At 57.5% G+C, this 24,764-nt stretch carries 16 protein-coding genes; 6 read left to right on the top strand and 10 right to left on the bottom strand.

Annotation, left to right across the window (positions count from 1 at the left end; translation table 11 throughout):
• Nucleotides 1-61 precede the first annotated feature (61 nt).
• From fabF to H8E27_11260, 10 genes are all read right to left on the bottom strand, one after another.
• A complete protein-coding gene (gene fabF / locus H8E27_11305) occupies nt 62-1,318 on the bottom strand; it encodes a beta-ketoacyl-ACP synthase II (protein MBC8326198.1) in 1,257 nt (418 codons plus the stop codon).
• Between the two features lie 96 nt (nt 1,319-1,414).
• On the bottom strand, nt 1,415-1,660 hold the full coding sequence (gene acpP / locus H8E27_11300) for an acyl carrier protein (GenBank protein ID MBC8326197.1): 246 nt from the start codon (nt 1,658-1,660) through the stop codon (nt 1,415-1,417).
• 105 nt (nt 1,661-1,765) lie between these two features.
• Nucleotides 1,766-2,506, bottom strand: coding sequence for a 3-oxoacyl-[acyl-carrier-protein] reductase (gene fabG / locus H8E27_11295; GenBank protein MBC8326196.1), 741 nt, complete (start codon nt 2,504-2,506; stop codon nt 1,766-1,768).
• 93 nt (nt 2,507-2,599) lie between these two features.
• Complete coding sequence (gene fabD, locus H8E27_11290) at nt 2,600-3,529, bottom strand: ACP S-malonyltransferase (GenBank protein ID MBC8326195.1); 930 nt, start codon at nt 3,527-3,529, stop codon at nt 2,600-2,602.
• Nucleotides 3,530-3,558: 29 nt separating this feature from the next.
• Complete coding sequence (locus H8E27_11285; protein ID MBC8326194.1) at nt 3,559-3,972, bottom strand: hypothetical protein; 414 nt, start codon at nt 3,970-3,972, stop codon at nt 3,559-3,561.
• Between the two features lie 53 nt (nt 3,973-4,025).
• Nucleotides 4,026-6,491 (bottom strand): glycoside hydrolase family 127 protein, encoded by a 2,466-nt coding sequence (locus H8E27_11280; GenBank protein MBC8326193.1) that lies wholly within the window; start codon nt 6,489-6,491, stop codon nt 4,026-4,028.
• Between the two features lie 10 nt (nt 6,492-6,501).
• Complete coding sequence (locus tag H8E27_11275; GenBank protein MBC8326192.1) at nt 6,502-9,207, bottom strand: sulfatase; 2,706 nt, start codon at nt 9,205-9,207, stop codon at nt 6,502-6,504.
• 96 nt (nt 9,208-9,303) lie between these two features.
• On the bottom strand, nt 9,304-10,101 hold the full coding sequence (locus tag H8E27_11270; protein ID MBC8326191.1) for a glycoside hydrolase family 16 protein: 798 nt from the start codon (nt 10,099-10,101) through the stop codon (nt 9,304-9,306).
• A 143-nt stretch (nt 10,102-10,244) separates the two neighbouring features.
• Entirely contained in the window at nt 10,245-10,607 is a 363-nt protein-coding gene (locus tag H8E27_11265; protein ID MBC8326190.1) for a peptide chain release factor-like protein, read from the bottom strand.
• Entirely contained in the window at nt 10,597-11,094 is a 498-nt protein-coding gene (locus H8E27_11260) for a DUF2726 domain-containing protein (GenBank protein MBC8326189.1), read from the bottom strand. The genes H8E27_11265 and H8E27_11260 overlap by 11 nt, the downstream gene beginning before the upstream one ends.
• A gap of 319 nt (nt 11,095-11,413) precedes the next feature.
• Between H8E27_11260 and H8E27_11255 the strand changes: the two genes are divergently transcribed.
• The 6 genes from H8E27_11255 to H8E27_11230 form a co-directional block, all read left to right on the top strand.
• Nucleotides 11,414-13,642, top strand: coding sequence for a bifunctional rhamnulose-1-phosphate aldolase/short-chain dehydrogenase (locus H8E27_11255; protein ID MBC8326188.1), 2,229 nt, complete (start codon nt 11,414-11,416; stop codon nt 13,640-13,642).
• Nucleotides 13,643-13,806: 164 nt separating this feature from the next.
• Nucleotides 13,807-15,066, top strand: coding sequence for a sel1 repeat family protein (locus H8E27_11250; GenBank protein ID MBC8326187.1), 1,260 nt, complete (start codon nt 13,807-13,809; stop codon nt 15,064-15,066).
• Between the two features lie 85 nt (nt 15,067-15,151).
• Entirely contained in the window at nt 15,152-15,595 is a 444-nt protein-coding gene (locus H8E27_11245; protein MBC8326186.1) for a transposase, read from the top strand.
• A gap of 163 nt (nt 15,596-15,758) precedes the next feature.
• Nucleotides 15,759-17,501, top strand: coding sequence for a tetratricopeptide repeat protein (locus H8E27_11240; protein MBC8326185.1), 1,743 nt, complete (start codon nt 15,759-15,761; stop codon nt 17,499-17,501).
• A complete protein-coding gene (locus tag H8E27_11235; GenBank protein MBC8326184.1) occupies nt 17,467-23,985 on the top strand; it encodes a hypothetical protein in 6,519 nt (2,172 codons plus the stop codon). Before H8E27_11240 ends, H8E27_11235 begins: the two co-directional genes overlap by 35 nt.
• A gap of 28 nt (nt 23,986-24,013) precedes the next feature.
• A partial coding sequence (locus tag H8E27_11230) for a hypothetical protein (protein ID MBC8326183.1) occupies nt 24,014-24,764 on the top strand: 751 nt, incomplete at its 3' end.

Here is a 24,764-nt window from a genome sequence, read left to right as displayed (position 1 = left end):
AGAACGGCCCGCGACTTTGCGCTGGAGGGATGAGCTTGCCAGTTCGTTGGTTTCTGCAGCCTCAGTCCACGCGCGTAGCGTAGCCGGTGAACTTGGTGGCGGCAATGGTGGCGTTATGGCCGCCGAAACCAAAGGAGTTGCTGAGGGCCGCGCTGATCTCCATCTCGCGGGCCTCGTTGGGCACGTAGTCGAGGTCGCACTCTGGATCGGGGTTGTGCAAATTGATGGTGGGCGGGGCGATGTTGGTTTGCAATGCCTTGGCCACAAGAATCATTTCCACGCCGCCAGCCGCGCCGAGCATATGACCGGTGGCGCCTTTGGTGGAGCTGACGGCGAGCTTGTCGGCGTGATCCTTGAACACGCTGCGGATGGCTTTGGTTTCGCAAATATCGCCCTGCGGCGTGCTGGTGCCGTGGGCGTTGATGTAGTCGATGTTTTCGGTATCGAGGCCGCCGCTGCGGAGGGCCATCTTCATACAACGCGCCGCGCCTTCGCCATCGGGCGCGGGGGCGGTGAGATGATTGGCATCGGCGGTGTTGCCGTACCCGACGATCTCGCAATAAATTTTTGCGCCGCGCGCCCTGGCGTGTTCCAGCTCTTCGAGCACGAGCACGCCCGCGCCTTCACCCATCACAAAGCCATCGCGCCCGATATCGAACGGCCGCGATGCGGTTTTGGGTTCGTCGTTGCGGGTGCTCATCGCTTTCATCGCGGCGAACCCGCCCATGCCCATGGGCACCACGGCGGCTTCCGCGCCACCGGCAAAGATGGCTTTGGCGTCGCCCATTTTAATCGTGCGCCACGCTTCACCGAGCGCGTGGGTGCTGGTGGCGCAGGCGCTGCAGGTGGCCATATTTGGCCCGCGCAGTCCGTTGTAAATTGAGAACACGCCCGAGGCCATATTGAGGATGAGCATCGGAATGGTAAAGGGCGACATCTTGCCCGGACCGCGGCTGGTGAGGACGGTGTGCTGCGCTTCCTGCGTGCCGAGCCCGCCGATGCCGCTGCCGATGAAGCTGCCGATTTGGTCGCGGTCGAGTTCCTCAAGATTCATGCCGGAATCCTCAAGCGCCTTCCAGCCGGCGTAGATGCCCAGCTGCGTAAAGCGATCGGCACGGCGTACTTCTTTGGCATTAGGAAAGGCGGGGGCGGGATCGAAGTCCTTCACCTCCGCGGCGATTTGGCAGGTGTAATCGCTGATATCAAACGACGTGACGCGGTCGATGCCGCATTGGCCGTCGATGACGTTTTGCCAAAGCTCCTCCACCTCACAGCCGAGCGACGAGGCGACGCCCATACCGGTGACTACTACGCGCATACCCGTTTCACTACCCATTGTTACCAGTCCAAGTTTGCCAAAAAAAATGGGCAGCCGGAACCCTGTTGGCCAGCTGCCCAAAATGGTTGCGGCGGTTTAGCCCTGTGATTCCTCGATGTACCGGATCACATCGCCCACCGTGAGAAGCTTCTCGGCTTCTTCATCGGGGATTTCGTTGCCGAATTCCTCTTCGAGGCCCATCACAAGCTCCACGGTGTCCAGTGAATCGGCACCGAGATCCTCAAGGAATGTCGCCTCCGGCGTAATTTGTTCAGGCTTCACGCCCAGTTGTTCCACCACGATTGCTTGAACCCGTGCCTCAATGCTTTTTTCTTCAGACATATATATTTGTTCCTAAAAGGTGCGTTGCTTGTCAGCCAATTCAAGCCAAGCGTCAAGCCCCGAGTCGGTTTTTTTTATTCACAAAATGCACCGGCATTTCGACGATCACATCACCATCCCACCGTCCACTGCCAGCACTTGCCCTGTGATGTACCGCGCGGCGGGGCTGGCGAGGTACAATGCCGCGCCCGCGATATCCTCCACCGCGCCAAATTCTCCCATCGGGACGCTCGCCTTTACGGCGTCCTTCACCTTGTCGCTGAGCTCATCGGTCATATCCGTGGCGATGAAACCCGGCGCGATGGCGTTCACCGTGATGCCGCTCTTGGCCAGTTCCTTGGCGCAACTTTTGGTAAAGCCGATCAGCCCCGCCTTGCTCGCCGCGTAATTCGCCTGACCCGCGTTACCCACGAGGCCGACGACCGACGCGATGTTAATGATGCGCGCGTTGTCCGCTTTCCGCAACGGCCGCGCAAAGGCTTTGGTCAGCGTGAATGCGCCTTTGAGATTGGTATCCAAAACCGTGTCCCAATCCGCCTCGCTCATTCGCATCAACAGGCCATCGCGCGTGACGCCGGCGTTGTTCACCAAAATGTTGATGCCGCCGGTGTCCTCCAAAATTTTCGCCACTGCCACCTCCACTGCCGCCGTGTCGCCCACATCCACCGCCACCGCCCAGCTCTTGCGGCCAAGTGCGGCGATTTCATCCGCCACTTTTTGGGAATTGGCTTCCGTGCGCGAAACGCACACCACATCCGCGCCCGCCTCAGCAAACGCTAAAGCAATCGCTCGCCCAATGCCACGGCCTGCGCCGGTGACTACTGCTGTTTGATTTTCTAAAGTCATATTTTTCAGTTCGGTTTGCGGACTCGCAGGCTCGTCCCTCCATCGCCGCAGTTCCATTGGAGGGACGAGCCTGCGAGTCCGCGGTTTCTAAAATCAATCGTTTAAAGCCGCAACCGTTTTTTCTAAACTCGGCACATCGGCCACGTTGTGCACTTCCAGCCCACGATCGATGCGACGCATAAAACCAGTAAGCGCGCTGCCCGGGCCAAGCTCGATGAAGCGTGTGAAGCCGTCATCGATCAGGTGCCGAATGGACGCCTCCCAACGCACGGAGGAAGTCACTTGCTCCACGAGGCGCTGCAGAATTTCGCCGGCTGTTGCGTGGGGCTGAGCCGTCACATTGGAAATCACCGGCACGCCCGGCAGATTCAAATCAACCTCGCGCAATGCCGCCTCCAGTTTCGGGCACGCGCTTTCCATCAGGCGCGAATGATACGCGCCGGCCACCGGCAAAGGTAGCGCGCGCTTGGCCCCGCGTTCCTTGGCCAACGCGCAGGCTTTTTCGATGCCCGCTGCTGTGCCGGAAATGACCAGTTGACCCGGACAATTTAAATTCGCTAATTCCACCTCCGCTGCCGCGCACACTTCGCGTGTTGCGTCCTCATCCAGCCCAATCACCGCCGCCATTCCGCCTTCCGTTGCGTCGCACGCTTCCTGCATAAACCGTCCGCGCTGCCGCACCACGCGCAGGCCATCTTCGAATGACATCACCCCCGCCGCCGTCAACGCCGTAAATTCCCCCAACGACAAACCCGCCGCCGCCTCGAATTTAAAACCGGGAACTTGAGCCTTCAGCACTTCCAACGCCACCCAGCTCACCAGAAAAATCCCCGGCTGCGCATTTTCCGTTTGCGTGAGCGCCTCCTCCGGCCCTTCGAAACAAATCTGCGAAAGCTCATATCCCAACGCCTCATCCGCGCGCGCAAATAAATCCCGCGCAACCGGAAACACCTCTGCAAGGTCACGCCCCATGCCCACCGTCTGAGCCCCTTGCCCCGCAAACAAAATCGCCGTCTTCGCCATCGCGCAAGGCAGTACACGCAAAGCCACCGTCAAAGCAAGAATGAGTTTGACCGCCAAGCCACGAAGACGCCAAGCAGGCAGGGCGTACCCTCTGGCCACACGGCGCCCGCGCGAATCCATTGAGATAAATCGGCAATGACCTCCGGCGGCAGTTTCTTCTTCGGCGGCATCTCCAGCTCGGGATCCGTGTGCTGCACCGCCGTCATCAGCAGGCTTTTCTGGGGGTTACCGGGAACCATCGCCGGCCCGCTGTCGCCGCCCTGAAGAATCGCCGTGCGACTGTCCAGCTTCAGACCGCCCTTCTCCTTGTGCCCGTGACATTCGAAACAATGCGTCGCCAACACCGGCCGAATCTTCGCCTCAAAAAAATCCGCCTTCGCATCCGCCCAAGCCGCCACCGGCAGGCACAGCATCAGCGCGACCATGAATCCAATTCGCTTCACGCCAAAAGTGTAGCTCCCGGCCGCGCTTCTTCAAGCTTTCCAGAGCGCACCGGCTATTTCTCAAACACCACTTTCATTTCCAGAATTCCCATCGCGGTTTGGTCGCGGGGGGTCATGTGGATACGGATGGCGTCGCAGGTGAGCGGCGCGGCGGGGTGGACGACGTTGAATTGGTTGGCACGCGTGTCGTAGCGGTCGGTAGTATAAAGCTCGAAGGGCTTCCATTGGCCGCCGTGCAAGGTCTCGATCTTCCATTCTTTCGGGAACTTCACCGGATGCTGATAGTGATCCATCCAATAGACGCCAATGCTGCGGATCTTTTTTGGGCCGTGGAAGGAGGCGGTCACTGTCTGCGGTTTGCCTTCCTGCCCGCGACTGGTCCAACGTGGGACCTTATTGCCGCTGGACCAGCGCGGCTCGAGGCCGTCGCCGATGGCGTTCACGGTGTCGAGCGGCGAGGTATGCGTGGCGGTGATGGCCTTGAACACGCTCTCCTTGGGCAGGGCCAACGGATCATACACGGCCATCGCCTTGTTGCGCGGGAACCAAACGGTCATTGAGCTGGGGCCACGATTGTTCCAAGCGTAATACGGCGTTAGCACCAGCGGCTGCGACTTCGTACCACCCGTGGCCGTAAGCGCGCTGGCCGGCACGGTGGTTTGGATGAAGCTGCCCGATTCAATGGACCGGGTCTTCACCGGGGCACCCGCGAGCTTCGGCAATTTTTCGAAGAAATAGCGTTCGGTCACCCCACCGTTATCCACGCCCTCAGCGCATAACACAAACGGCCCGCGCGTCAGAGCGACGCGGTCGTGATTGGCCTCCACGTTCGGGTGACAGGTGTTGAGACGGACGGGCATGGGCAGGTTTAGCTCCACGCGATCGCCGCGCTTCCACGTGCGGTCGATCACCGCGAACCCTTTCTCCACCTTCGCTTCCACCGGCTTGCCGTTCACTTTGAGCGTCCAGGCGGCCGGCTCGGCGTTCGCGTATTGGTACAGTTTGCCGGGCACAAACTGCTTGCCTGTCCATGTGGGGATGCGCAAGCGCAGGGCGAAGTCGACCGGTTTTGTGGGATCGAGATTAATGCGGATCTTGCCGTCATTCGGATAAGCCGTCGCCTGCCGGATCGCCACTTCCGCGTTGCCGATCTTCACCGTGGTGGCGGATTCCGCGAAAAAGGTGACGTACAAATTTTCGCCGTCATGCGCGTAGGTCATGCCCTGCACCTGCGGCAGCAGGCGCGCCATGTTGCTCGGGCAACAGGCCGTACCAAACCACGGCGCGCGTCCGGCGGTGCCGTGATTGAAGGGATACTTACCATCGGCCGCCAGCGGGTTGACGTAAAAGAAGCGGTTGCCGGCGAGGTTCACCGCGGCAAGCACGTTGTTGAGCAGCGCCACCTCGGCCACATCGAGATACTTCGCGTCTTTATGCAGCAGAAACATGCGGTAGTTGAACAGCACATTGCCCACCGCCGCACAGGTTTCGTTGAAGGCATCAGCATTGGGCAGCTCGTATTCCGGGCCAAACCCCTCGATGCCGTGCACGGCGCCCAGACCGCCGGTGATGTGCATGCGTGTGTCGGTGATGTTCGCCCATATTTGATCGAGTGCTTTGGCGTACGCAGTCTTGCCGGCGAGCACGCCCACATCCGCCATGCCGGAATACAGGTACGTGGCGCGCACGGCGTGGCCGACCGCTTTGGTCTGCTTGGCCACCGGCCGATGTTGCTGGGCGTAAGTCGGCGACATCACGCCTTCGCCATCGGGCACGTAGGTGATGCCGCGGATTTCCAGAAACTTCCGCGCCATGTCGAGGTACAGTTGCTTGCCCGTCACCCGGTACAGTTTCACCAACGCCAGCTCCATCTCCTGATGCCCCGGTGCCTGCCGGATGGGTTTGCCTCCGTTGTATTTCGGATCGCCCTCGAAGAAGACCTTGTTGACGTGCTGCGCGTTTTTCTCCGCCACCTTCAGCAGCTTGTCCTTGCCGGTCGCCTGATAATACGCGATCGCCGCCTCATACATGTGGCCCATGTTGTACAGCTCATGACTGTGCACCACGAACTCGTACGGTTTGTCGCCCATCATGTGTTTCTTCGCGCCCACGCCGGTGGTGTGCGAGGGATACAAATACCCGTTGGGTTCCTGTGCCCCGGCGATGACGTCCACAATCGCGTCAAACTTTGCCTCGAGCTTGGGATCATCGCGCAGTTTCACCAGATACGCCGCGCCTTCCATCACCTTGTAGAGATCCGAATCAATGAACCGATGCGGTCGATGGTCGTCGGTCTTTTTGCCCGTCAAGGCATCCGCCGCCGCCTGCAAGTGCGCCACGCCGGGCTCGGTTTTGCCAAAGGCAAACGGCACCAGCACCGTGCGCTGGGTCTCCAAGCGCGGCCGCCAGAAGGCGCTGGTCATGTCCACCTCGTGAAACGGCACCGGCTTGAGCGGATAATCCGCCGCGGTCGCCACGAGGGTTGAAGCCAATAAACAAGTCCAAGTGATCGCTCTCATGATGGGTAAATTATTTTTTCTCCTGATCGTTTAGTTTCTGTACCTGCTGCTGCAGCGCCGCAAGTTGCGAATCGCTCCCGTGCAAATAATCCTGCTGCTCACGATAAGCCGCGGCGCGTTTCGCCGTCAGCTCCTTGTAATCCGGCAGGGCCTTGATTGCCTCCCGCGCGGCGTCGCGTTTGGCTTTGATCGCGTCGTCGGACACAAACAACTGTGGGTAACCCGCCTCCAGCTTGCGTTGCGCGGCGGCGGCGGCCGCGGCGAGCTTCTGATAAGCCGGATCGTTCCGGTGTTTCAGGCGCGTCCGTTCCAACACCGCCTTGCGGCTGGCCTCCGGGCCCGACTCGATCGCCGGATTCTGTTCCTTGAGATACGCCTCCATCGCGCGGTTGGCGCGGTGGGTCGCGAAGAGGGTCTCCTTATAAACGGGATCTTCCGCGTGCAGTTTCTTGCGTTGCTCCGCGATCTTTTTCCGGAAGGTTTTGTTCGTGCTGAATACAGCCGGGAAACGCTTTTTCTTTTCCGCGTCCAACGTATCCACCGCCGTCATCAGCTTGCGGTATTTGGCATCGTGGAGATGCAGTTGCGCGTGCGTGTTGCGTTTTCGAATCTCGTAGGCGTCTTGCGGCGATTGCTTCACCGGAAATTTCCCGGACAATTTCGCAATCCGCGCGCGATTGATCTCGTGATCGCGATGCCGGCCGGCGGTGAACACCTGCAGATTATCAAACGCCGCCCCGGCGCGATCGACCTGCAGCGCGAAGTAGGTGCGCTCCTGGTCAATGATCGGATGCTTGGCGTACACGAGATGTTCGGCATCGAGATGCGCCACTGCTTCATCGCCGAGAAACTCCACGGTCATCGTGTACCATTGGCCCGGCACAAAGTCATACGCGCATTCGCCGTGCCGCATGGAGAACCACGGGCCGCGATCGTCCATCGCCGTTTGCAGATAAAAATGATCGCGCCGAATGTGGATCACCGTGTTGTAGTTACCCGAGGCTCCGGTCACGAGCCGGAGATCAGTCGCCCCATCAAACTGAAAATCAAACCGCACCATCGCGTCCTTGAAATTCGGATTCTTGTAAAAGATCCGCTTATTCTCGCCGGCGATTTCATTGCGCCGCAGCACGCCCTGTTCCACCTGCCATTCCTTCTGGAAGAACCAGCCGCCACTTACCTGCCCTTCGGAAAAATGATCGCCGAATTTCAAATCGCGAGGGGAAGTCAGCAACGGTCGCGAGGGAATGCGCGCGCCCACCTGTGTCCGCCACTTGACCAACCGGCCCTGCAGCTCCGCCACGCGCTGGGGCTCCGCCGCCGCGAGGTTGGTTTTCTCCGAGGGATCTTTCGCGAGATTAAAGAGCGCGTGCTTTTCTTTGGTTGCCGGATCAAAAAACTCGATCAACTTCCAGTCGCCCACGCGAATCGCGCCGCCAGAAACGCCGCCGAGGAAATGCGGTTTATCCAACGGATAATGCCAATGCAACGCCTCACGCTTGGACGCCCGATTCGGGTAACGCAGTGTGGGTAGCATCGACACGCCATCCAGCTTTTGGCCCGGATCAGGATCGATGTCCGCCGCCTCCATAAAGGTCGGGTAAAAATCATGATTCACCACCGGCCGCGATGTTGTGCTCCCCGCTGGCACCTTGCCATTCGGCCAGCGCACGATCAACGGCACACGAATGCCGCCCTCATAGAGCTGGCTTTTGCCGCCGCGCAACGGCGCGTTCGAGGTCACGTTGGTCTCGCCGCCATTGTCGCTGCTAAAAATAAAAATCGTATCCCGATCAATCCCCAGCTCGCGCAGCTTGCGATCGATCATTCCAATCCCGTCATCAATGCTCTCCAGCATCGCCGCCAAATGCGGATTATGCGAACCGGCCCAGTGATGACAGGCATCCCCCTTGAGACCGGAATCCTGACAAAGATAGCACCGTTCGCGGGCGCGCGTGCTCGCCCCCGGCTTGTGTTTGCGGCGGTATTTTTCCACGAGATCCGGCCGGCCGTTCAGGATCGTGTGCGGCGCGTAATGGCTGAGGTAGAGAAAAAACGACTGGTCCTTGTTCCGCTCAATAAACTCCACCGCCTCGTGGTTCAGTCGGTCGGTCAAATACTCGCCCTTGCCCAGCTTGCTCTTCGGCAGATCAATCCACGAGATCGGCTGCGTGCGAAACACGTACGGGAAAAAATTCGCTCCGTTGCCCACGCCCTTCACCTCGCTGCCCGTGTTCCAGCCAAACCCATGGTCCGTCGGCCGCAGTTCAAACTCCGCCTCGTGATGTTTGTAGCCCGTCAGATGCCACTTACCCACCATGCCCGTCGTGTACTCGTGCTTCGCCAAAATTTCCGGCAACGCCACCTGACTCACCGGCAGACCATTGGAGGAATTCGGACGCAGATAATCCGTGATGCCCACGCGCGCCGGATGTTGCCCCGTAAGCAGCGCCGCCCGATACGGCGAACACACCGGTGCCGCCGCATACGCCTGCGTAAACCGCATCCCCTCCTTCGCCAACCGATCCAGATTCGGCGTCTCGTTAAACCCATTCCCGTAACACCCCAGCTCCGCCCAACCGAGATCATCCGCCAGCACAAACACAATATTCGGCCGCCGAATCTGCGCGGCGCTTTCCAGAGTCAACCCGGCCAAAACAAGTATACAAATAATCCGTTTCACGCGGGAGAGCCTCCCAGCCAAACCCACCGCCATCAAGATAAGTTTTATTTTGAATCGCCTACCCAATCAGCCCCGTACGAGCATCGGTGAGGTTGAAGTTCCCAGCTTCGATCCATCGGGAATATTAAACTATTTCCGCTGATACACGCGTACCCAATCCACTTCCATTTTAGATGGAAATGACGTCTGAGCATTTGGATTCCCTGGGAATCCCCCCCCTACTGCAAGATTCAACACGAGGTGAAATGGCTCAGTAAAGGGCGCGGGAAACTTACCGCCCACGGTGTCCCACTTCTTTTTTGTTTGCCAGAGCTTGCCGTCCAGATACCAGCGAATTTCTCCGGCTTCCCACTCGATACCGAAGGTGCGAAAGACATCTGTGAAGTTTCCTTCCGCCAACTTAAGCTTGCCGGTGGATTGCCGGTTATTCGGCCACAAGCCACCGAAATGAAGTGTGCCGTGATAGGTATTGGGTTCGTGGCCACGAAATTCCATAATATCAATCTCGCCACTGGCCGCCCAAGAACCAAATTTGTCGTTGGTGGGCAGCATCCAAATCGCGGGCCAAAGGCCTTGGCCGGCGGGCAGCTTGGCGCGGATTTCGAATTTGCCATAGCACCAATCGCCGCGGTGCTTGGTGCGAATGCGCCCCGAAGAAAACTGCCGTTGGGTCCCGGCAATCTGCGCGTTGTCTTTGTGTGCCTCAATGATCAGCCGCCCGTTTTCCACGCGAATATTTTTTTTGCGGTCGGTGTAAATTTGCAATTCTTGATTGCCGCCTCCGAATGCATTTTCTTCCACGCCCCATTTCGAGTAATCGAGTTGCTTGCCATTGAATTCATCGGACCACACTAGTTTCCATTTCTCAGCCGAGGTGGCTGTTATTGAATTCAGGCCAAGTAGCAGGACGCAGAAGTAAATTCTCATGCGAAAAATTGTAATCGGCCGTTTCATGGGGAACAACTGATTTTCCCAAAAAATCCTGACTCCGAGCCAATGAAAGGCATCATCAAGGGGCATACAAAATTCGTCCCTTCATAAGCCCCCTTCTTTGCTGCCTGCCAATTGGTTTATTCCTCCCCAAGGGGCCTTTTGCGAAAGTCCTTTTTTGTGGATTGATTCTTTTTGGCCTTAAGCCGTCTTTCTTTGGAACCTTTGGTGGCCCGGGTGGGGATTCGCTTTTTTCGTTTGTTGTTTAATGCTTCCAGCTTTTTCCGTAACCGGGAAAATGCAATTTGCTTATTGCGATACTGACTGCGCTCGTCCTGACAGATCACAACGATTTTCGTTTCCCGGTGGGTGATCCGCACCGCGCTCTCGGTTTTATTGACGTGCTGGCCGCCTTTTGCCGATGCGCGATAGGTCTGGACCTCGCATTGCTTTGAGAGATCTGCATTGGAATCGGGAATGGAAATCATTCCATCACCTGCCAAAGGCCGAGTTTATTTGCGCGGCAATTTCTTCTGGGCTGTACGAAGCCTTTACAGGAAACCGCACCAACGGGATAGCGCATGCGGCAAACGTCTCATTTTTGAATGCATCATTGCGCTTCTGTGATTGCCTGTTGTGAGAAGAGTCATCGAGTTCCACCACCGCATAGATTGAGGAGTCGATCGGATTGCACAGCAGAAAGTCTACATGCTTTGAAATAATTCTGTTGAGCGCACGGGTTCGAGACTTTTTTTCCATGCCTTTTTTGACGTCCACAATATCCGCCATCCGTACCTTTGAGAATATCTGGTAATGTTCAATGGGGAGCGAACTCCTCAAGACACGAAAAAACTCCTGTTCGGCCGGAGTCATCAAAGCGCCTCTGGACACATATGCCCCCTGCGCCGGTTCCTCTTTGCCCTGGATTTTTAAAAAAATGAAGGCCGCAATGACCAGCACCAGTAAAACTCCAACCAGGATGATTGTCATGCTATTAAACATGCCTGCTACCGTACGCTTCAGCGGCACCGGTGTAAATGTTGTTCAGGGAGAAGAGGCGGAGGGAGCGGGTTATTTCGTGTCGATGTTTCCTCTTCGCCGCAACGGCACTACCAACCGTACCGAGAGAAAAACGCAGGCGGAAGTCGTTCGGCCGGACTGTCGCCGGCCAGCGTGAATACGATTCCCATCAGTGCGGGAGCCGGGTTGTGACGTTGGTTGCAGTTGCCCAGCCCCCAGCAATAATCTTGAATTGACGGCGGTTTTGGCCGAGAAAGGGCGCCCCGAATTTTTGTGAAGGTAAATTTTTATGGCGAAGAAGCAATATAAATACGTGAACGACCTCTGGAAGGATAGCGAGGTCAAGAAACTGGATCCGGCCAATCGGCTCATCTATCGCTCCAACAAGCTGGGCAGCGATCAGCGCATCACCAACACCGGCGGCGGCAATACCTCCAGCAAGCTCATGGAGACTGATCCGCTGACGGGCGAGTCGGTCGAAGTGCTTTGGGTGAAGGGGTCGGGCGGCGATTTGCGCACGTCCAAGAAAGAGAATTTCGCCTCGCTCTATCAGGAGAAACTGATCGCGCTGCAAAATGTCTACGCGAACAAGAAAAAGCGCGGCCCTAAGACGCCGGCCGAGGACGAAATGGTGGGGATGTATCCACACTGCACGTTTAACCTCAACCCGCGCGCATCGTCCATCGACACGCCGCTGCACTCGTTTGTGCCCGGCACACACGTGGACCACACGCACCCGAACGCGCCCATCGCGATTTGTGCGTCCAAGAATTCCAAGAAGATCACCAAGGAAGTGTACGGCAACGACATTGTCTGGACACCATGGCTTCGCCCGGGCTTCGAGCTGGGCCTCGCCTTGCAGGAGGTCTCCGCCAAGAATCCGAAGGCCAAGGGTGTGATGCTTGGCCAGCACGGCCTGATTAACTGGGCCGATGACGAGAAGGATTGCTACTATCTCTCGCTCGATCTCATCGAGAAAGCCTCCGCCTACATCGAAAAGGCCTACAAGAAAAAGGGCGGCGACAAGAAAGCCTTCGGCGGCCAGAAACACGCCACGCTGCCCGAGAAGGTCCGCCGCAAAGTGTTCGCCAAGCTGCTCCCGTGGCTGCGCGGCCAAGTGAGCCAACAGAAGCGCTTCATCGGCACCATCCAGGACGACGACACCATTCTGCGTTTTGTGAACAGCAAAGACGCCGGACGACTGGCCGAACTGGGCACCAGCTGCCCGGACCATTTCCTGCGCACCAAAATCAAGCCGCTCTACGTGCCGCTCAAGGCTGTGAAAAACAAGAAGCTCGACGACGCCTTTGTGGATCAATACGTCGAGACTTTGAAAGCCGAGCTGACTGCCGGCCTCAAGCAGTACCGCAAGGATTACGCGACCTACTACAAAAACTGCAAGCGCCCCGGCTCGCCCGCGATGCGCGATGCGAACCCCACGGTGATGCTCATCCCCGGTTGCGGGATGATTGCGTGGGGCAAAAACAAAAGCGAAAGCCGCGTGACCGCGGAGTTTTACAACTGTGCCGTGGAAGTCATGCGCGGCGCCGAGGCGATTGACAAATACATCGCCCTCCCACAACAGGAAGCCTTCGACATCGAATACTGGGCGCTCGAAGAAGCCAAGCTGCAGCGCATGCCCGCCGAGAAGGAACTCGCTCGTCAGGTCATCGTGGTCATCGGCGCCGGCAGCGGCATCGGCCGCGAGGTGGCCCATCGCGTAGTGCGCGATGGCGCGCATGTTGTGTGCGTGGACATGAACCTCGCCGCCGCCCAAGCCACCGCCAAGGAAATCACCGACCAATACGGCGTGGGCATCGGCATCGCCGGCAGCGGCATTAGCAACTGCGGACCCGCCATCGGCCTCGCCTGCAACATCACCGACCGCGCCAGCGTGCGCGCCATGCTCGATGACGTCGCCCTCGCCTACGGCGGGTTCGACAGCATCTGTGTCACCGCCGGCGTTTTCTGGCCCAGCGACACCACCGGCCACATTCCGGATGACAAATGGGACTTCACCTTCGGCGTCAACGTCAAAGGCAGCTACATCGTCGGCGACGAAGCCGCCAACACCTGGCGCGAGCAGGGCCTCAACGGCAATCTTATCCTCACCACCAGCGCCAACGCCGTCGTCGCCAAGAAAGGAAGCGTCGCCTACGACACCTCCAAGGCCGCCGCGAACCATCTCGTCCGTGAACTGGCCATCGAACTGGCCCCCACCGTGCGCGTCAACGCCGTGGCTCCGGCCACCGTGGTGCAGGGCAGCAGCATGTTCCCGCGCGACCGCGTCATTGGCTCCCTCGCCAAATACGGAATCAAGTACACCGAAAAAGAAAGCGACGATTCCCTGCGCCGCAAGCTGGCCAAATTCTATGCCAGCCGCACCTTGACCAACGACCCGATCACCCCCGAAGACCAGGCCGAAGCGTTTTATCTTCTACTAACAAAACGCCTCAACAAAACCTGCGGCCAAGTCATCAGCGTCGACGGCGGATTGCACGAGGCGTTTTTGCGGTAAACAAACCCACCATAACATAATTGGTTCCCGAACACGCCGGGCCCAAGGTAGGGCGTGCTCTCCGAGCGCGCCAAGGCGGTTTCGGAGAAACCGCCCTACCTCAACAGCGGTATTCAATTAGGAAAATAATTTACACCCTGCAATGGGTGCGCTTTAATTTGGGCATGAAGCAATTCTCCCTTTATCTACTAAGCCTCATTCTGGTCATGCCCGCACTTGGCGCGGACAAGGCCACCCCCTTGCCAAAGGATTTCAAATCACTCTTGGCCTTGGCGGAAAAGGGCGATGCCGAGGCTCAGGCTCGACTGGCCAATTTCTACTACTGGGGAAAAGGGGTGAAGGTGGACAGAATCGAATCCTATAAGTGGGCATCCCGTTCAGCCAAACAAGGCAACCTCATCGCTAAATATCACGTTGCTTCTGCCCACTTCGCCGGAGTGGGCATCCCGCAAGACACGGAAAAAGCTGAAGTGCTGTACAAGGAAGCCGCGCCCGGATTGCGCGCCTTGGCCAAACAGGGAAATGCCTATGCCCAATACTGTTTAGGCCAAATGTATGGATACGGAAGAGGCGTTAACAGAAACTACAGTGAGGCATTTCAATGGAAGCTGAAAGCAGCAAAGCAGGATTTGCCTGAAGCACAGAGTGCGATTGGCGACATGTACCATAGTGGAAGGGGAGTGAAGAAAGATGAAAAGGAGGCGCTGAAGTGGCTTCGCAAAGCCGCGAACCAAAACTTGCCAAATGCCAAGGCGGTAATTGGAGCGTTGCAGAAAGAGGGCGAGCTGGGCTTGGAGAAAAACGTGGCAAAAGGGATGCAGCATTTAAAGGAATCCGTTATACAAGGAAGCCCCCTCGGAATGTTTGTTCTTGGAACTGCTTATTTATTCGAGGAATTGTCATTAGCTTCTGGTGTGGAAAAGGACATAGATAAGGGCCTTGCACTGATGCGCGCCTCAGCAAAACAAGGACCTGCGATGGCGCGATCCATGCTTGGTGTAGTATTGTTGACAGGTCAAGAGGGTGTAGAGAAAGACATTGAAAGCGGAATTAGCCTGATTCGCACCGCAGCCGTGCAAAGGGACCCCATTGCTCAATTTATGCTTGCGCAATCATATCTGGCTGGGCTTTTTGGAATAGGCAAGGACGTAGGCAAAGGATTTAAATTGCTGCAACAAGCAGCGGAAAATGGAAACCCCGACGCACAGGGACTTCTTGCGAATATTTATTATTCGGGCCAATTTGGTATTGAGAAAGATTTCTTGAAATCCTATGCGTGGAATGTCATTGCCGCAACCAACGGAGATAAGAAATCCAAGCAGGGCAAAGAATTCCTCATGAAGCGCTTAACCCCCGAACAACTCGCCAAAGCCGAAGCCATGGTCAAGGAGATGATTGAAAAGAATCCGCGACTACTGAAATGATGGTAGGGCGGTTTCTCCGAAACCGCCACGGCGCGCTCGGAGAGCACGCCCTACCTTAGGCGCCTTGCGGGAATGGGAATTGCCAATGTCGTTTACTGCTCGCAAACAACTTCCCCATCAAGTTCCCGGGTGGGTTCCGGATGGCGAAAAGTATTTCATCACCATCTGCTGCCAGCAACGGGGCACGAATCAATTATGCCACGACGAGATTGGAAAAATCATTTTCTCCTCGGCCGATCATTATCAGCAATCCCATCAATGGATTTGCCATCTTTTGTTGCTGATGCCCGATCATTTGCACGGCATTTTTTCTTTTTCGCGTGAAACGGGGATAAAGCAGATCATCGGCAATTGGAAACGATACCTTGCTCAACAGGTCGGCCTAAAATGGCAACGGGATTTCTTTGATCACCGGCTTCGCAATACCGATGAATTGGAAACAAAGGCGACATACATTTTGATGAATCCGGTTCGGAAAAAACTGTGTGATCAGCCTGAGGATTGGAAATGGATTCACCGCGGTGGGTAGGGCGGTTTCTCCGAAACCCTCGGGGGCATTGGTGGCTTGATTCCGTCCAATTTGTACGGGTTTTCCATTGGGCCCGTTGATATCAAATGATTGCCACGGGCGGGTTTCGGGCGGAGTGTGGACGGACGTTCCCGATCAACGCCATCACAGACACATTCAATTTATGAAAACATTGCATCTAGTTTCCCTCTCTCTCATTTGTTCCGCGTGGTTTGCGTCTGCGGGGGCGGCTCCGAAAGCGGCCAAAGCACCCAAGGTGGATCCCAATCTGCAAGCAGGCCAAGCGGCGTTGCGGGCGAAGGATTATCCGGCGGCGGTGGCGGCGCTGGATAAGGCCGTGGCCGCGAAGGGCAAGCGCGCGGATGAGGCGGTTTATTTGAAGGCGTTGGCGCAGTATCACGGGAAACTTTACGACGATTGCATTGGCACGTTGGGGCGGTTGGCGGCGCATCATCCAAAATCAGTGTGGCTCCACAAGGGGCGGTTCCTCAAGGCCAACGCGTTTGTGCAGAAGCGCGATTACAAGAGCGCCGAGGCGGTGTACAACGCGGAGGCCACGCGGCTGCTTTCGGCGGCGCGTAAGCAGGATGTCGCGGGGGTGATCATTCACTTTGCCGACGCGCTGGCGAAGAAACCGGCGAAGGATGACTTGAAAGCGCCGCCGCCGAATTTTGCCAAGGCGTACAATTTATACAACAAAGCGCTGGCGATGGAGATCGGACGCGACCTGCGTGATGCAGTGATGTTCAAAAAAGCGCGGGCGATTCAACAGGCAAATAATCCAACGCAGGCGATCACAGATTTCCGCGCATACCTTGTGGAGTTCGATCCGGACTGGATGGGGCCGGTGGGCAGCGCAGCGCGGGCGAGTGGAATGAAAAAAGAAAATCCCGCCGCGGCCGGAAAACATCCGCTGGCGGCGCGGTATCATTTGGCCGAGGCGCAGTTGAAGGCGAATCAATTGCCGCAGGGCCGCGTGAATCTGGAGGATTTACTGAAGCTCATCACCGCACAAAAGGCCGACGACGCGCAGGCAAAGTTGGTGGCCGATTCGCGGTGGTCGATCATCAACACATATCGAATGCCGAACGCAACCGCGCACGAACTGGAGCCAGGCATCAAGGCGGCGCGCAATTTCCTTAAACAGCACACGGACGACCCGCGCGCGGTGTACGCTGCGTGGTGGATCGCGCAGGCTTACCATCGCGTGGGGCGTTCGGATGATGCGATCGCGGCGTACAATGATTTTATCGCCAAGAAAAATCACAAGCTCCCCGCGGGCGATGCGTTGACGGCGACGATCCCCGTCAATGGCGGCACGCCGGCCAAGCTACAGGATACGTGGGAAAAAGAAGCGCTGCATCAGGTGGCGCAAATTCGGTTTGGCCAAAAGAAATACACTGAAGCCTCGGCGACGTTCCAAAGTTATATCAACAAATATCCGGACGGCCCGCAGTGGGCCAACTGCCAGCGCGGCATTATCAACGGCCAATATCAGGTGGCGATGGATGCGGTGGAGGCAAAGGAATATGCGAAGGCGCGTAAATTGTTTGAGGCGTTTTTGACGGCTAATCCGTTGGACAGTCGCGCGGCGCGGATTCTGTTTCTGTTTGGCCAAATCACGTTTCAAACTGCCGTGGATTTGGAAGAAGCCGACGGCGCGGACAAGGCCGTGGCGGAGGCCTACGGCAAAGCGATCGCTGAGTGGCAGCGGCTGGTGAGCAAATATCCGGGCACGGAAGAAAGCTCAGTAGCGCTCTATCGCATCGGGTTGATTTACGAGGAAAAACAGGGCGACCTCACCGCCGCGCTGGAGGCCTACCGCAAGCTCACCTGGGGCAGCAAAGCCGGCAGCGCGCGCGCGCGTAGCGATGATGACCAAGCCTTCGTTGGTGTTGCAAACTGAGAGCAAGTTTCGCACGAGCGAAGCGGCAACGGTGAAGCTCAGTTCGCGCAATATCAAAAAGGTGACGGTGAAGCAATACTTCCTCGACCTCGAAGCGTACTTCCGCAAGACGCACGCCATCGGCAATATCGATCACCTCGACATCGCGCTCATCGAGCCGGATAAAACGTGGGAAGTGGAGATCGACGACTACGCCGATTACCGGCCAAGTCAGCAGACGATTGACGTGCCCTTCGCGAATGAAAAAGGCAAGGCGGGAGTGTGTTTGATTAATGTCAGCAACCATGATTTTGAAGCCACCACGCTGGTCATCCGCAGCGACCTCGACCTCATTCTCAAAAGCTCCCGCAGCGAGGCGTTGGTGTTTGTGGAAAACCGCCGCACTGGCAAGCCGGCCGCTGATGTGAAAGTGCTGTTCAGCGACGGCAAAAAAGTGTTCGCCACCGGCACCACCGAAAAGGACGGTGTGTTTCGCGGCAAATACAAAGAGCTCAAAACCGACGGCAACCTGCGCGCGTTTGCGATTGCCGACGGCCACGTGGCGGCGAATCTCGTCGGCCTCACGGGGCTGCAGTTTGGCACCAGCCTCGCGGCGAAGGGGTATCTGTATACCGATCGCCCGGCGTATCAGCCCGGCGAGGCCATCAAACTGCGCGGCATCATTCGCGATGTGAAGGACGGCGCGTACACCGCGCCCGAGGGCAAAGTCTATCTTGTATCCGTCAAGGATGCGGCGGGCCGTTTGATTTGGGAAACGGAACAGAAGCTCGGCAAGTTCGGCACGTTCCACTCGCAACTGCGACTCGATGACCGCGCCGCGCTTGGCAACTACACCCTCACCGCACGCGAAAAAGCAGATCCGGCCATCGCCTATTCCAGCACCTTTGTCGTGCAGAAATTTCAACTGGAAAAAATCCGCCTCAAACTCGAGACCGATCGCTCCGTTTATTTCCGGGGCGAAACCGTGGAACTCACCATCAAAGCCGAATATTATTGGGGCCAACCCGTAGCGGACAAAACCATCAGCTACTACCTCCCCGATGGTCGGCATCTCATCGCCAAGACCGATGCCACCGGCGAACTCAAAGTGAAGTACGACACCTCCGGCGGCCAAGCCGGCACGACGCTGCGCTTCACCGTTTCCATCGATGGCGAAAATGTGCAGTCCGTCCACAACGCTTTTTTGGCACGCGAAGGCTTTACCGCCACCGTCGCACCGAGCCAACCGCTGATGCTCGCGGGCGAGCCTTTCGATGTCAGCGTCACCACCAAAACGCCCGACGGCAAACCGGTCGGCAAAGAACTCACGCTGCTCGTGTTGCAACGCCAACTTGCCAAGCCCAATCCCATCCTCAACGCGCTGCCCAGCCGACCGGCCATCGTACAACGCGTAGAAGAAACCACTATCGAGGAATACAACATCACCACGGATCCCAAGACCGGCAAAGGCACCGTGCGGCTCACGCTCAAGAAAGGCGGCTCCTATGTACTCCGCGTGGCGGGCGAGGATCGCTTTGAACAGACCGTCACCGCTGAAGGCATCGTGCGCATTTCCGATGAGGAAGACGCCACCAAGCTGCGCTTCTTTGCCGATACCGACACGCTGCAAGTCGGCGCCGCCGCCAAGCTGCGGCTGCACTCGCGCCTCGAGGGCAGCCTGGCGCTGCTTACCTTTGAAGGCGATTCCATTATTGAACATCGCGTGGTGGCGTTGAAAAAAGGCTTCAACAATCTCGATCTCGATGTGGATCACGTGCACTTCCCGAACTTCACCGCGTGCGTCACCGCCATGGACGACCGCAAACTGCGCGTGGCCCAGCGCGGCTTCCGCGTGGAACGCCAACTCAATGTGACGGTGAAACCCAAACAAAAAACCTACGATCCCGCCGCCGAAGCCGAGGTGGTAATTACGGTCACCGATCAACTCGGCAAACCCGTCGTAGGCGAGCTGAGCCTTGCGTTGGTGGATGAGGCGCTCTACGCGCTCTACGGCGACGGCACGCCGGCCATCCGCGATTTTTTCCAAAAAGATGCCACACGCAAATCGGATTTTCACATCCACAGCTCCAACGGCTTTAAGTACACTGCCATCACCCGCAAAGTGCTCAAGGAACTCCTCGACGAAGCCGCACGCCTCGAGCGCAAAGACAAAGAGCGCAGACAACTCACCATCGCCACCAAGCGACTGCAGGAACAACAACTGGCCCTCGGTCGCCCGCAGCTCAGCAACGAAATGGGCGAGTCATTAAAAAAAGCACAGGAAGGCCAACAGAGGCCCCAGCCGACAATGCCAATAACCGGAGGCAATAAATTATCTTCCGGACCGGCGTCTATGCCCACCCCCGTCGCAGGCGGCTTCGCAAGCGGCGGATTTGGAAATGGTCTAGGCGGGATGGCCGGTAAGGGCGGCGAAAAAGGGAACAATCCTTCCGGCTTCTTTCCATTTCCCAATGCTGTTGCCGCGGGGCGGCACAGTCTCTCATTCAATTCGGACGGCATAAAAAACAACATTTTTTTTGCCGGCCGTTTGGGAGATTTAAATGGGGATGGCGATGGGGGCGGCGAGGCAGTAGATCCCGTCATCCGACGCGAGATGGCCGGTGCGGGGCATTGGCTGCCGGCGGTGGTGACGGATGCCAAAGGCCATGCCACCGTGAAATTCACGCTGCCAAGCAGCGCCAGCGATTGGCGGCTCACCGCGCGCGGGGTCACGGTGCAAACACTTGTCGGTCAAGCCACGGCCAATGTGGTGACGCGGCAGGATTTTTTCGTGAGCCTCAAAGCGCCCGCACGGTTGCAGGAGGGTGACTCGCTGCGCGTGCTCGGGCGCGTGCATAATCTCACCGACTACGAAGGCGACGTGACGCTCACGCTGCGGTTGTTGGGTGGCGAAAAGTTTGACCAAGTGCTGGCCACGCGCGAGGCCGCGGTGAAGGTCACCAAACAAAACGGTGCGGAAGTCCTACTCGAAGCCATCAAAATTCCAATGAGCGCCACAGTGCGATTGGAACTCACCGCCACCGGCGGCGAAGACCACGCGGACACATTGGCACGCACGTATCCCGTGCGCCCGTGGGGGCTAGAGTTTACCGCGCAACAGGGCGGCGTTGCCAAGGGCGATGCCACGGCAAAGGTAGCACTGCCGGCCAACCGCCGCGATGGTTCACAGTGGATGACCATCACGGTGGGACCGAGTATGAAACAATCGGTGATCGATATGGCGCTCGGCAACGCCATTACGCCGTGGGCCAAGGGCGGCGGCAATCGGCGTTATTGGATCACCGAACCGCAGCGCATTGGCGGGTTTACAGGCAGCGATTTGTTAGCCGCGGTGAGCGCGCTGGAATTTGCGCGCAAAGCCAAGGCCAGTCCCACAGAGTTGAACCGACTGGGCAATCGCATCCGCACGTTGACCGGTTCACTGGTGGTGAGCCAAGAACGCGACGGTGGCTGGGTGTGGCGCGCGCGCGGTGCCGGCTCGCACTGGGGCGTCACGGCCACTTCCTTCTGGGCCCTGTGCGCCGCACGTAATGCAGGCATTCCCGTGCATGCGGATACCATCAACAAGGCACAGAATTTTTTGCGCACGCAATTCACGCGACTCGGCGCGCGCGATAACGATGCGAAGGCGGTTTTGCTCCACGCGTTATCGGTCAACAAAGCGGCGGAATTCGCGCACGCCAATCGGCTTCACCGCGAGCGGAATACGCTGAGCGCCCCCGCACTGGCGTACACGGCGCTGGCGTTTGTGAATTTGGATCGCAAAGAATTTGCCGGTGAATTGCTCGATGTGTTGGCCCAAAAACTGGCGTCAACCAAGGTCGGTAACAAAACGCTGCTCAACTGCATCGGCGTACGCAACAACACGTGGACCAGCGAGGAAACCGAAACCACCGCGCTCGCCGCGCTGGCATTTATGCGGGCGCGTCCGGCGGCCAATGAAATTCAGGGGCTCATCGATTATCTGCTCAATCGTCGGGGCGCATACGGCTTTGCCGCCGCCAAAGCGCGCGGCACTGCGGTGGCCGCGTTGGCTGAATTTTACGCAAAAGGGAAATTCGCCGAGGACGATTATGAGCTGACAATTTTGGTGAACGGCAAAAAATTTGAAACGCTCAAAGTAAAGGGTAACAGCCAAAGCATCTCGCTTGCGGTGCCCACGGAACTATTGGCCGATGGCGAAAATTCGGTGGACTTCCGCCTGAACGGCCGCGGCGAATTTGCCTACGCAGTTTCGCTGCGCGGCTTTTCCAAAAATCTGGTGGACCCCAAATCGTGGACGTATCCGGCTGTCGGCTCGCGTCGGTTTTATCATATGCCGCTGGAGTATCGCGGCAAATCCATCGGCGTAAACAGCAGCACGCAGGTGAAGCACATCGAAATCGGCCAGCGCGTGCGCGTGAATGTGGATCTCACGCACTACTCATCCTCACGCGATTTTCGCGGCTACAAAGTGGTGGAAGAATATCTGCCGGCCGGGATGATGCTTGTGGACGGTTCAATAAGCGGCAGTCATAAGCACCATGAAATTGATGGGAACAAAATCACAATGTATTTCCCAACCGGCCACACGGCGAATGATTTTAGTTATCAACTCATCGGCTACGCGAGCGGCGAATATCGCGCCTTGCCCACGGTGATTCGCGATGCGGTGAACACCAGCCGGATGCGCATCGGCAGCGCGGCCACGCTCACGGTGCTCGCGCCGGGTGAAGCTTCCGACGATGTGTACACGCTCAACGACGCGGAGCACCTCAAGCTCGGCAGTTTGAATTTCGCGGATGGCAACTACGCCGAGGCATTGAATCATCTCGCCGCATTGCGAAAGAAAAACCGCGGCTACTCCGAACAGAATGTGTGCCGGATGTTGCTGTGGATTTACACGAGCAAAGACCGCTACGACGCCGCGCAAGTGATCGAAGTCTTCGAGGTGCTGCGCGAGCGGTATCCGTCACTGGAAATTCCGTTTGATAAAATCCTGATCGTCGGCCGCGCCTATCGCGACTTGGGCGAATTCGAGCGCGCGTATCTCGTCTTCCGCGCCACCATCAATGCGAGCTTCATCAATGACGTCAACGTCAGCGCCGTGCTCGAGGATGAAGGGCAGTTTCTCGGCTCCATCGATTATCAGGAAGATCTCTGGCGCGAATACCCGGATACCGCCGAGGCCGGAAGCATGTTTTTTTCCATCAGCCAAGCGCTCTATCTCAAAGCGCCCACCGCGCATCAGCTCGCCGCGCAGGAACGCAACGTCGCCATTATGCGCGGCGGCAAACCGGTGCGCCAAGCTGAGCGCAAGCCCGAACGCATCGCGATGCTGCGCGAGACGATTCGGTTGTTGCAGAGTTTTATGACGTTGCATCCGGAAAACCCATTGGCCGATGACGCCGCATTTTCAATGGCCAACGCGTTACTGGATTTGAAGCAATACGATCTCGTCATCAAAACCTGCGGGCAATTCACCGAGCGTTTCCCCGAGAGCGAATTCTCCAGCGGCTATCAATATATGATCGCGCTCGGTCATTTTTGGAAACACAACCACGCCAATGCCCTCAAAGCCGCCGAGCCTGTGGCCATCGGCAAAAGCAAGGACAAGAGTTTTGCAGAATATATTATTGGCCAAATCCACCACGCCGAAGGCGACGCCGCCAAGGCGATCGAGTGGTACGCCAAGGTGAAGGCGCAGTATCCCGACGCCAAACAGGCCATCGATTATTTCGAAGAAAAACGCATTCAGCTCGAAGAGGTCAACATCTTCCGCCCCGGCAAGCCGGTCGAACTCACGCTAAAATATCGCAACATCAAGGAAGCCTATTTGCAGGTGTACCGCGTGGATTTGATGAAACTTTATTTGCGCGAAAAGAATCTCTCCAAAATCACCCAGGTAAGCCTCGCCGGCATCGCGCCGCTGCTCGAAACCACCGTGATTCTCGGCGACGGCAAGGATTACATCGACAAAGAAAAGGCCGCCAAACTCGCCGTAAAAAAAGACGGCGCGTATTTGGTTATTTGTCGCGGTGACGATCTCTTCACCAGCGCGCTCGTGCTCGTCACGCCACTGAAAGTCGAAGTGCAGGAGGATGTCGTCAGTGGTCGCATTCGCGCCAACGTCCGCGATATGGTTGCCAAAAAATACGTTGCCGGTGTGCACGTCAAAGCCATTGGCAGCAGCGACAGCATCTTCAAGGATGGCGAAACCGATCTGCGCGGCATCTTCGTCGGCGATGGCCTCAACGGTACTGCCACCGTCATCGCCCGCGACGACCAAAATCGCTACGCTTTTTATCGCGGCAAAAAACCTCTCGGCAACGCACGGGCCACCGGCGGCCAACCCCGGCCCAAACCCGCCACCAAAACAAAGGGCCTCAACTACCAGCAAAATCTGCAAAACCAAAACGGCATCATCCAGCGCGGAAACTGGCAAGGCTACGACACCTTCCGCCGCGGCAGCAACCGGGGCGTCCAAATTCAACAAGTGAAGTAAAGTGGCACAAAACCCCGTCCAACACGGCATGCGTAGTTTGCTTTATGTGGGATTGATGACCGCCACGTGGGCTTCCGCCCGCATCAACGTCACCAGCCTTCCGGGCCGGGACTCGGTGCAGCTGACTATTTACAACAGCGCCGACCTCACGCTGGTTAAAGAAACACGCATGCTCACCTTCAAGAAAGGCGCCAACCGGCTGGAGTTTTCCTGGGCCGGCACGTTGATTGATCCCACGAGCGTCGAGTTTCGTCCGCTGCAAAAGGCCGATCAAATTGACATCCTCGACGTGCGATTTCCTCCGCGGGTCACGAATACGCTCGAGTGGAACATCCGCAGCGAAGTCGCCGGCGAAGTGGAAGTGGAGATTCGTTACTTCACCAGCGGCATCACGTGGAGCGCCGATTACGTTTGCGAAGCCAACGCCAACGAAAACCAAATGACCTTCGCCGGCAACGTCCGCGTCACCAACAACTCCGGCGAAGATTATCCGAAAGCACAAATCCGATTGGTCGTCGGCGTCATTCGACTTGTCGAGAGCATCATCAATCTCGCCCAACAAGGCGGCGCTAACCAACCCAAACGCGATGCCGCGAAAGATCACTATGCCTATAAGGAGCTATTCAGCCGCACCGAAAAAAACCGCGACCGCAACGAAAATGAACGCAACGGTGGCGTCGCCAAAGAAGCCCTTGGCGAATATTTTCTGTACACCGTGGGCGGGCGCGACACGATTGCCAATGGCTGGAGCAAACGCCTTCCCTCATTCAACACCGCCG

The sequence above is a fragment of the Limisphaerales bacterium genome, from assembly GCA_014382585.1.
Taxonomy (GTDB): Bacteria; Verrucomicrobiota; Verrucomicrobiia; order Limisphaerales; family UBA1100; genus JACNJL01.
This window is presented reverse-complemented; position numbering and strand designations above follow the sequence as displayed.

What these genes read in the sequence shown, in the direction of transcription:
- fabF (MBC8326198.1), bottom strand. Translation starts at nt 1,318, where the DNA reads ATGCGCGTAGTAGTCACCGGTATGGGCGTCGCCTCGTCGCTCGGCTGT.
- acpP (MBC8326197.1), bottom strand. Translation starts at nt 1,660, where the DNA reads ATGTCTGAAGAAAAAAGCATTGAGGCACGGGTTCAAGCAATCGTGGTG.
- fabG (MBC8326196.1), bottom strand. Translation starts at nt 2,506, where the DNA reads ATGACTTTAGAAAATCAAACAGCAGTAGTCACCGGCGCAGGCCGTGGC.
- fabD (MBC8326195.1), bottom strand. Translation starts at nt 3,529, where the DNA reads ATGGCGAAGACGGCGATTTTGTTTGCGGGGCAAGGGGCTCAGACGGTG.
- H8E27_11280 (MBC8326193.1), bottom strand. Translation starts at nt 6,491, where the DNA reads ATGAGAGCGATCACTTGGACTTGTTTATTGGCTTCAACCCTCGTGGCG.
- H8E27_11275 (MBC8326192.1), bottom strand. Translation starts at nt 9,207, where the DNA reads ATGGCGGTGGGTTTGGCTGGGAGGCTCTCCCGCGTGAAACGGATTATT.
- H8E27_11270 (MBC8326191.1), bottom strand. Translation starts at nt 10,101, where the DNA reads ATGAGAATTTACTTCTGCGTCCTGCTACTTGGCCTGAATTCAATAACA.
- H8E27_11260 (MBC8326189.1), bottom strand. Translation starts at nt 11,094, where the DNA reads ATGACAATCATCCTGGTTGGAGTTTTACTGGTGCTGGTCATTGCGGCC.
- H8E27_11255 (MBC8326188.1), top strand. Translation starts at nt 11,414, where the DNA reads ATGGCGAAGAAGCAATATAAATACGTGAACGACCTCTGGAAGGATAGC.
- H8E27_11250 (MBC8326187.1), top strand. Translation starts at nt 13,807, where the DNA reads ATGAAGCAATTCTCCCTTTATCTACTAAGCCTCATTCTGGTCATGCCC.
- H8E27_11245 (MBC8326186.1), top strand. Translation starts at nt 15,152, where the DNA reads ATGTCGTTTACTGCTCGCAAACAACTTCCCCATCAAGTTCCCGGGTGG.
- H8E27_11240 (MBC8326185.1), top strand. Translation starts at nt 15,759, where the DNA reads ATGAAAACATTGCATCTAGTTTCCCTCTCTCTCATTTGTTCCGCGTGG.
- H8E27_11235 (MBC8326184.1), top strand. Translation starts at nt 17,467, where the DNA reads ATGATGACCAAGCCTTCGTTGGTGTTGCAAACTGAGAGCAAGTTTCGC.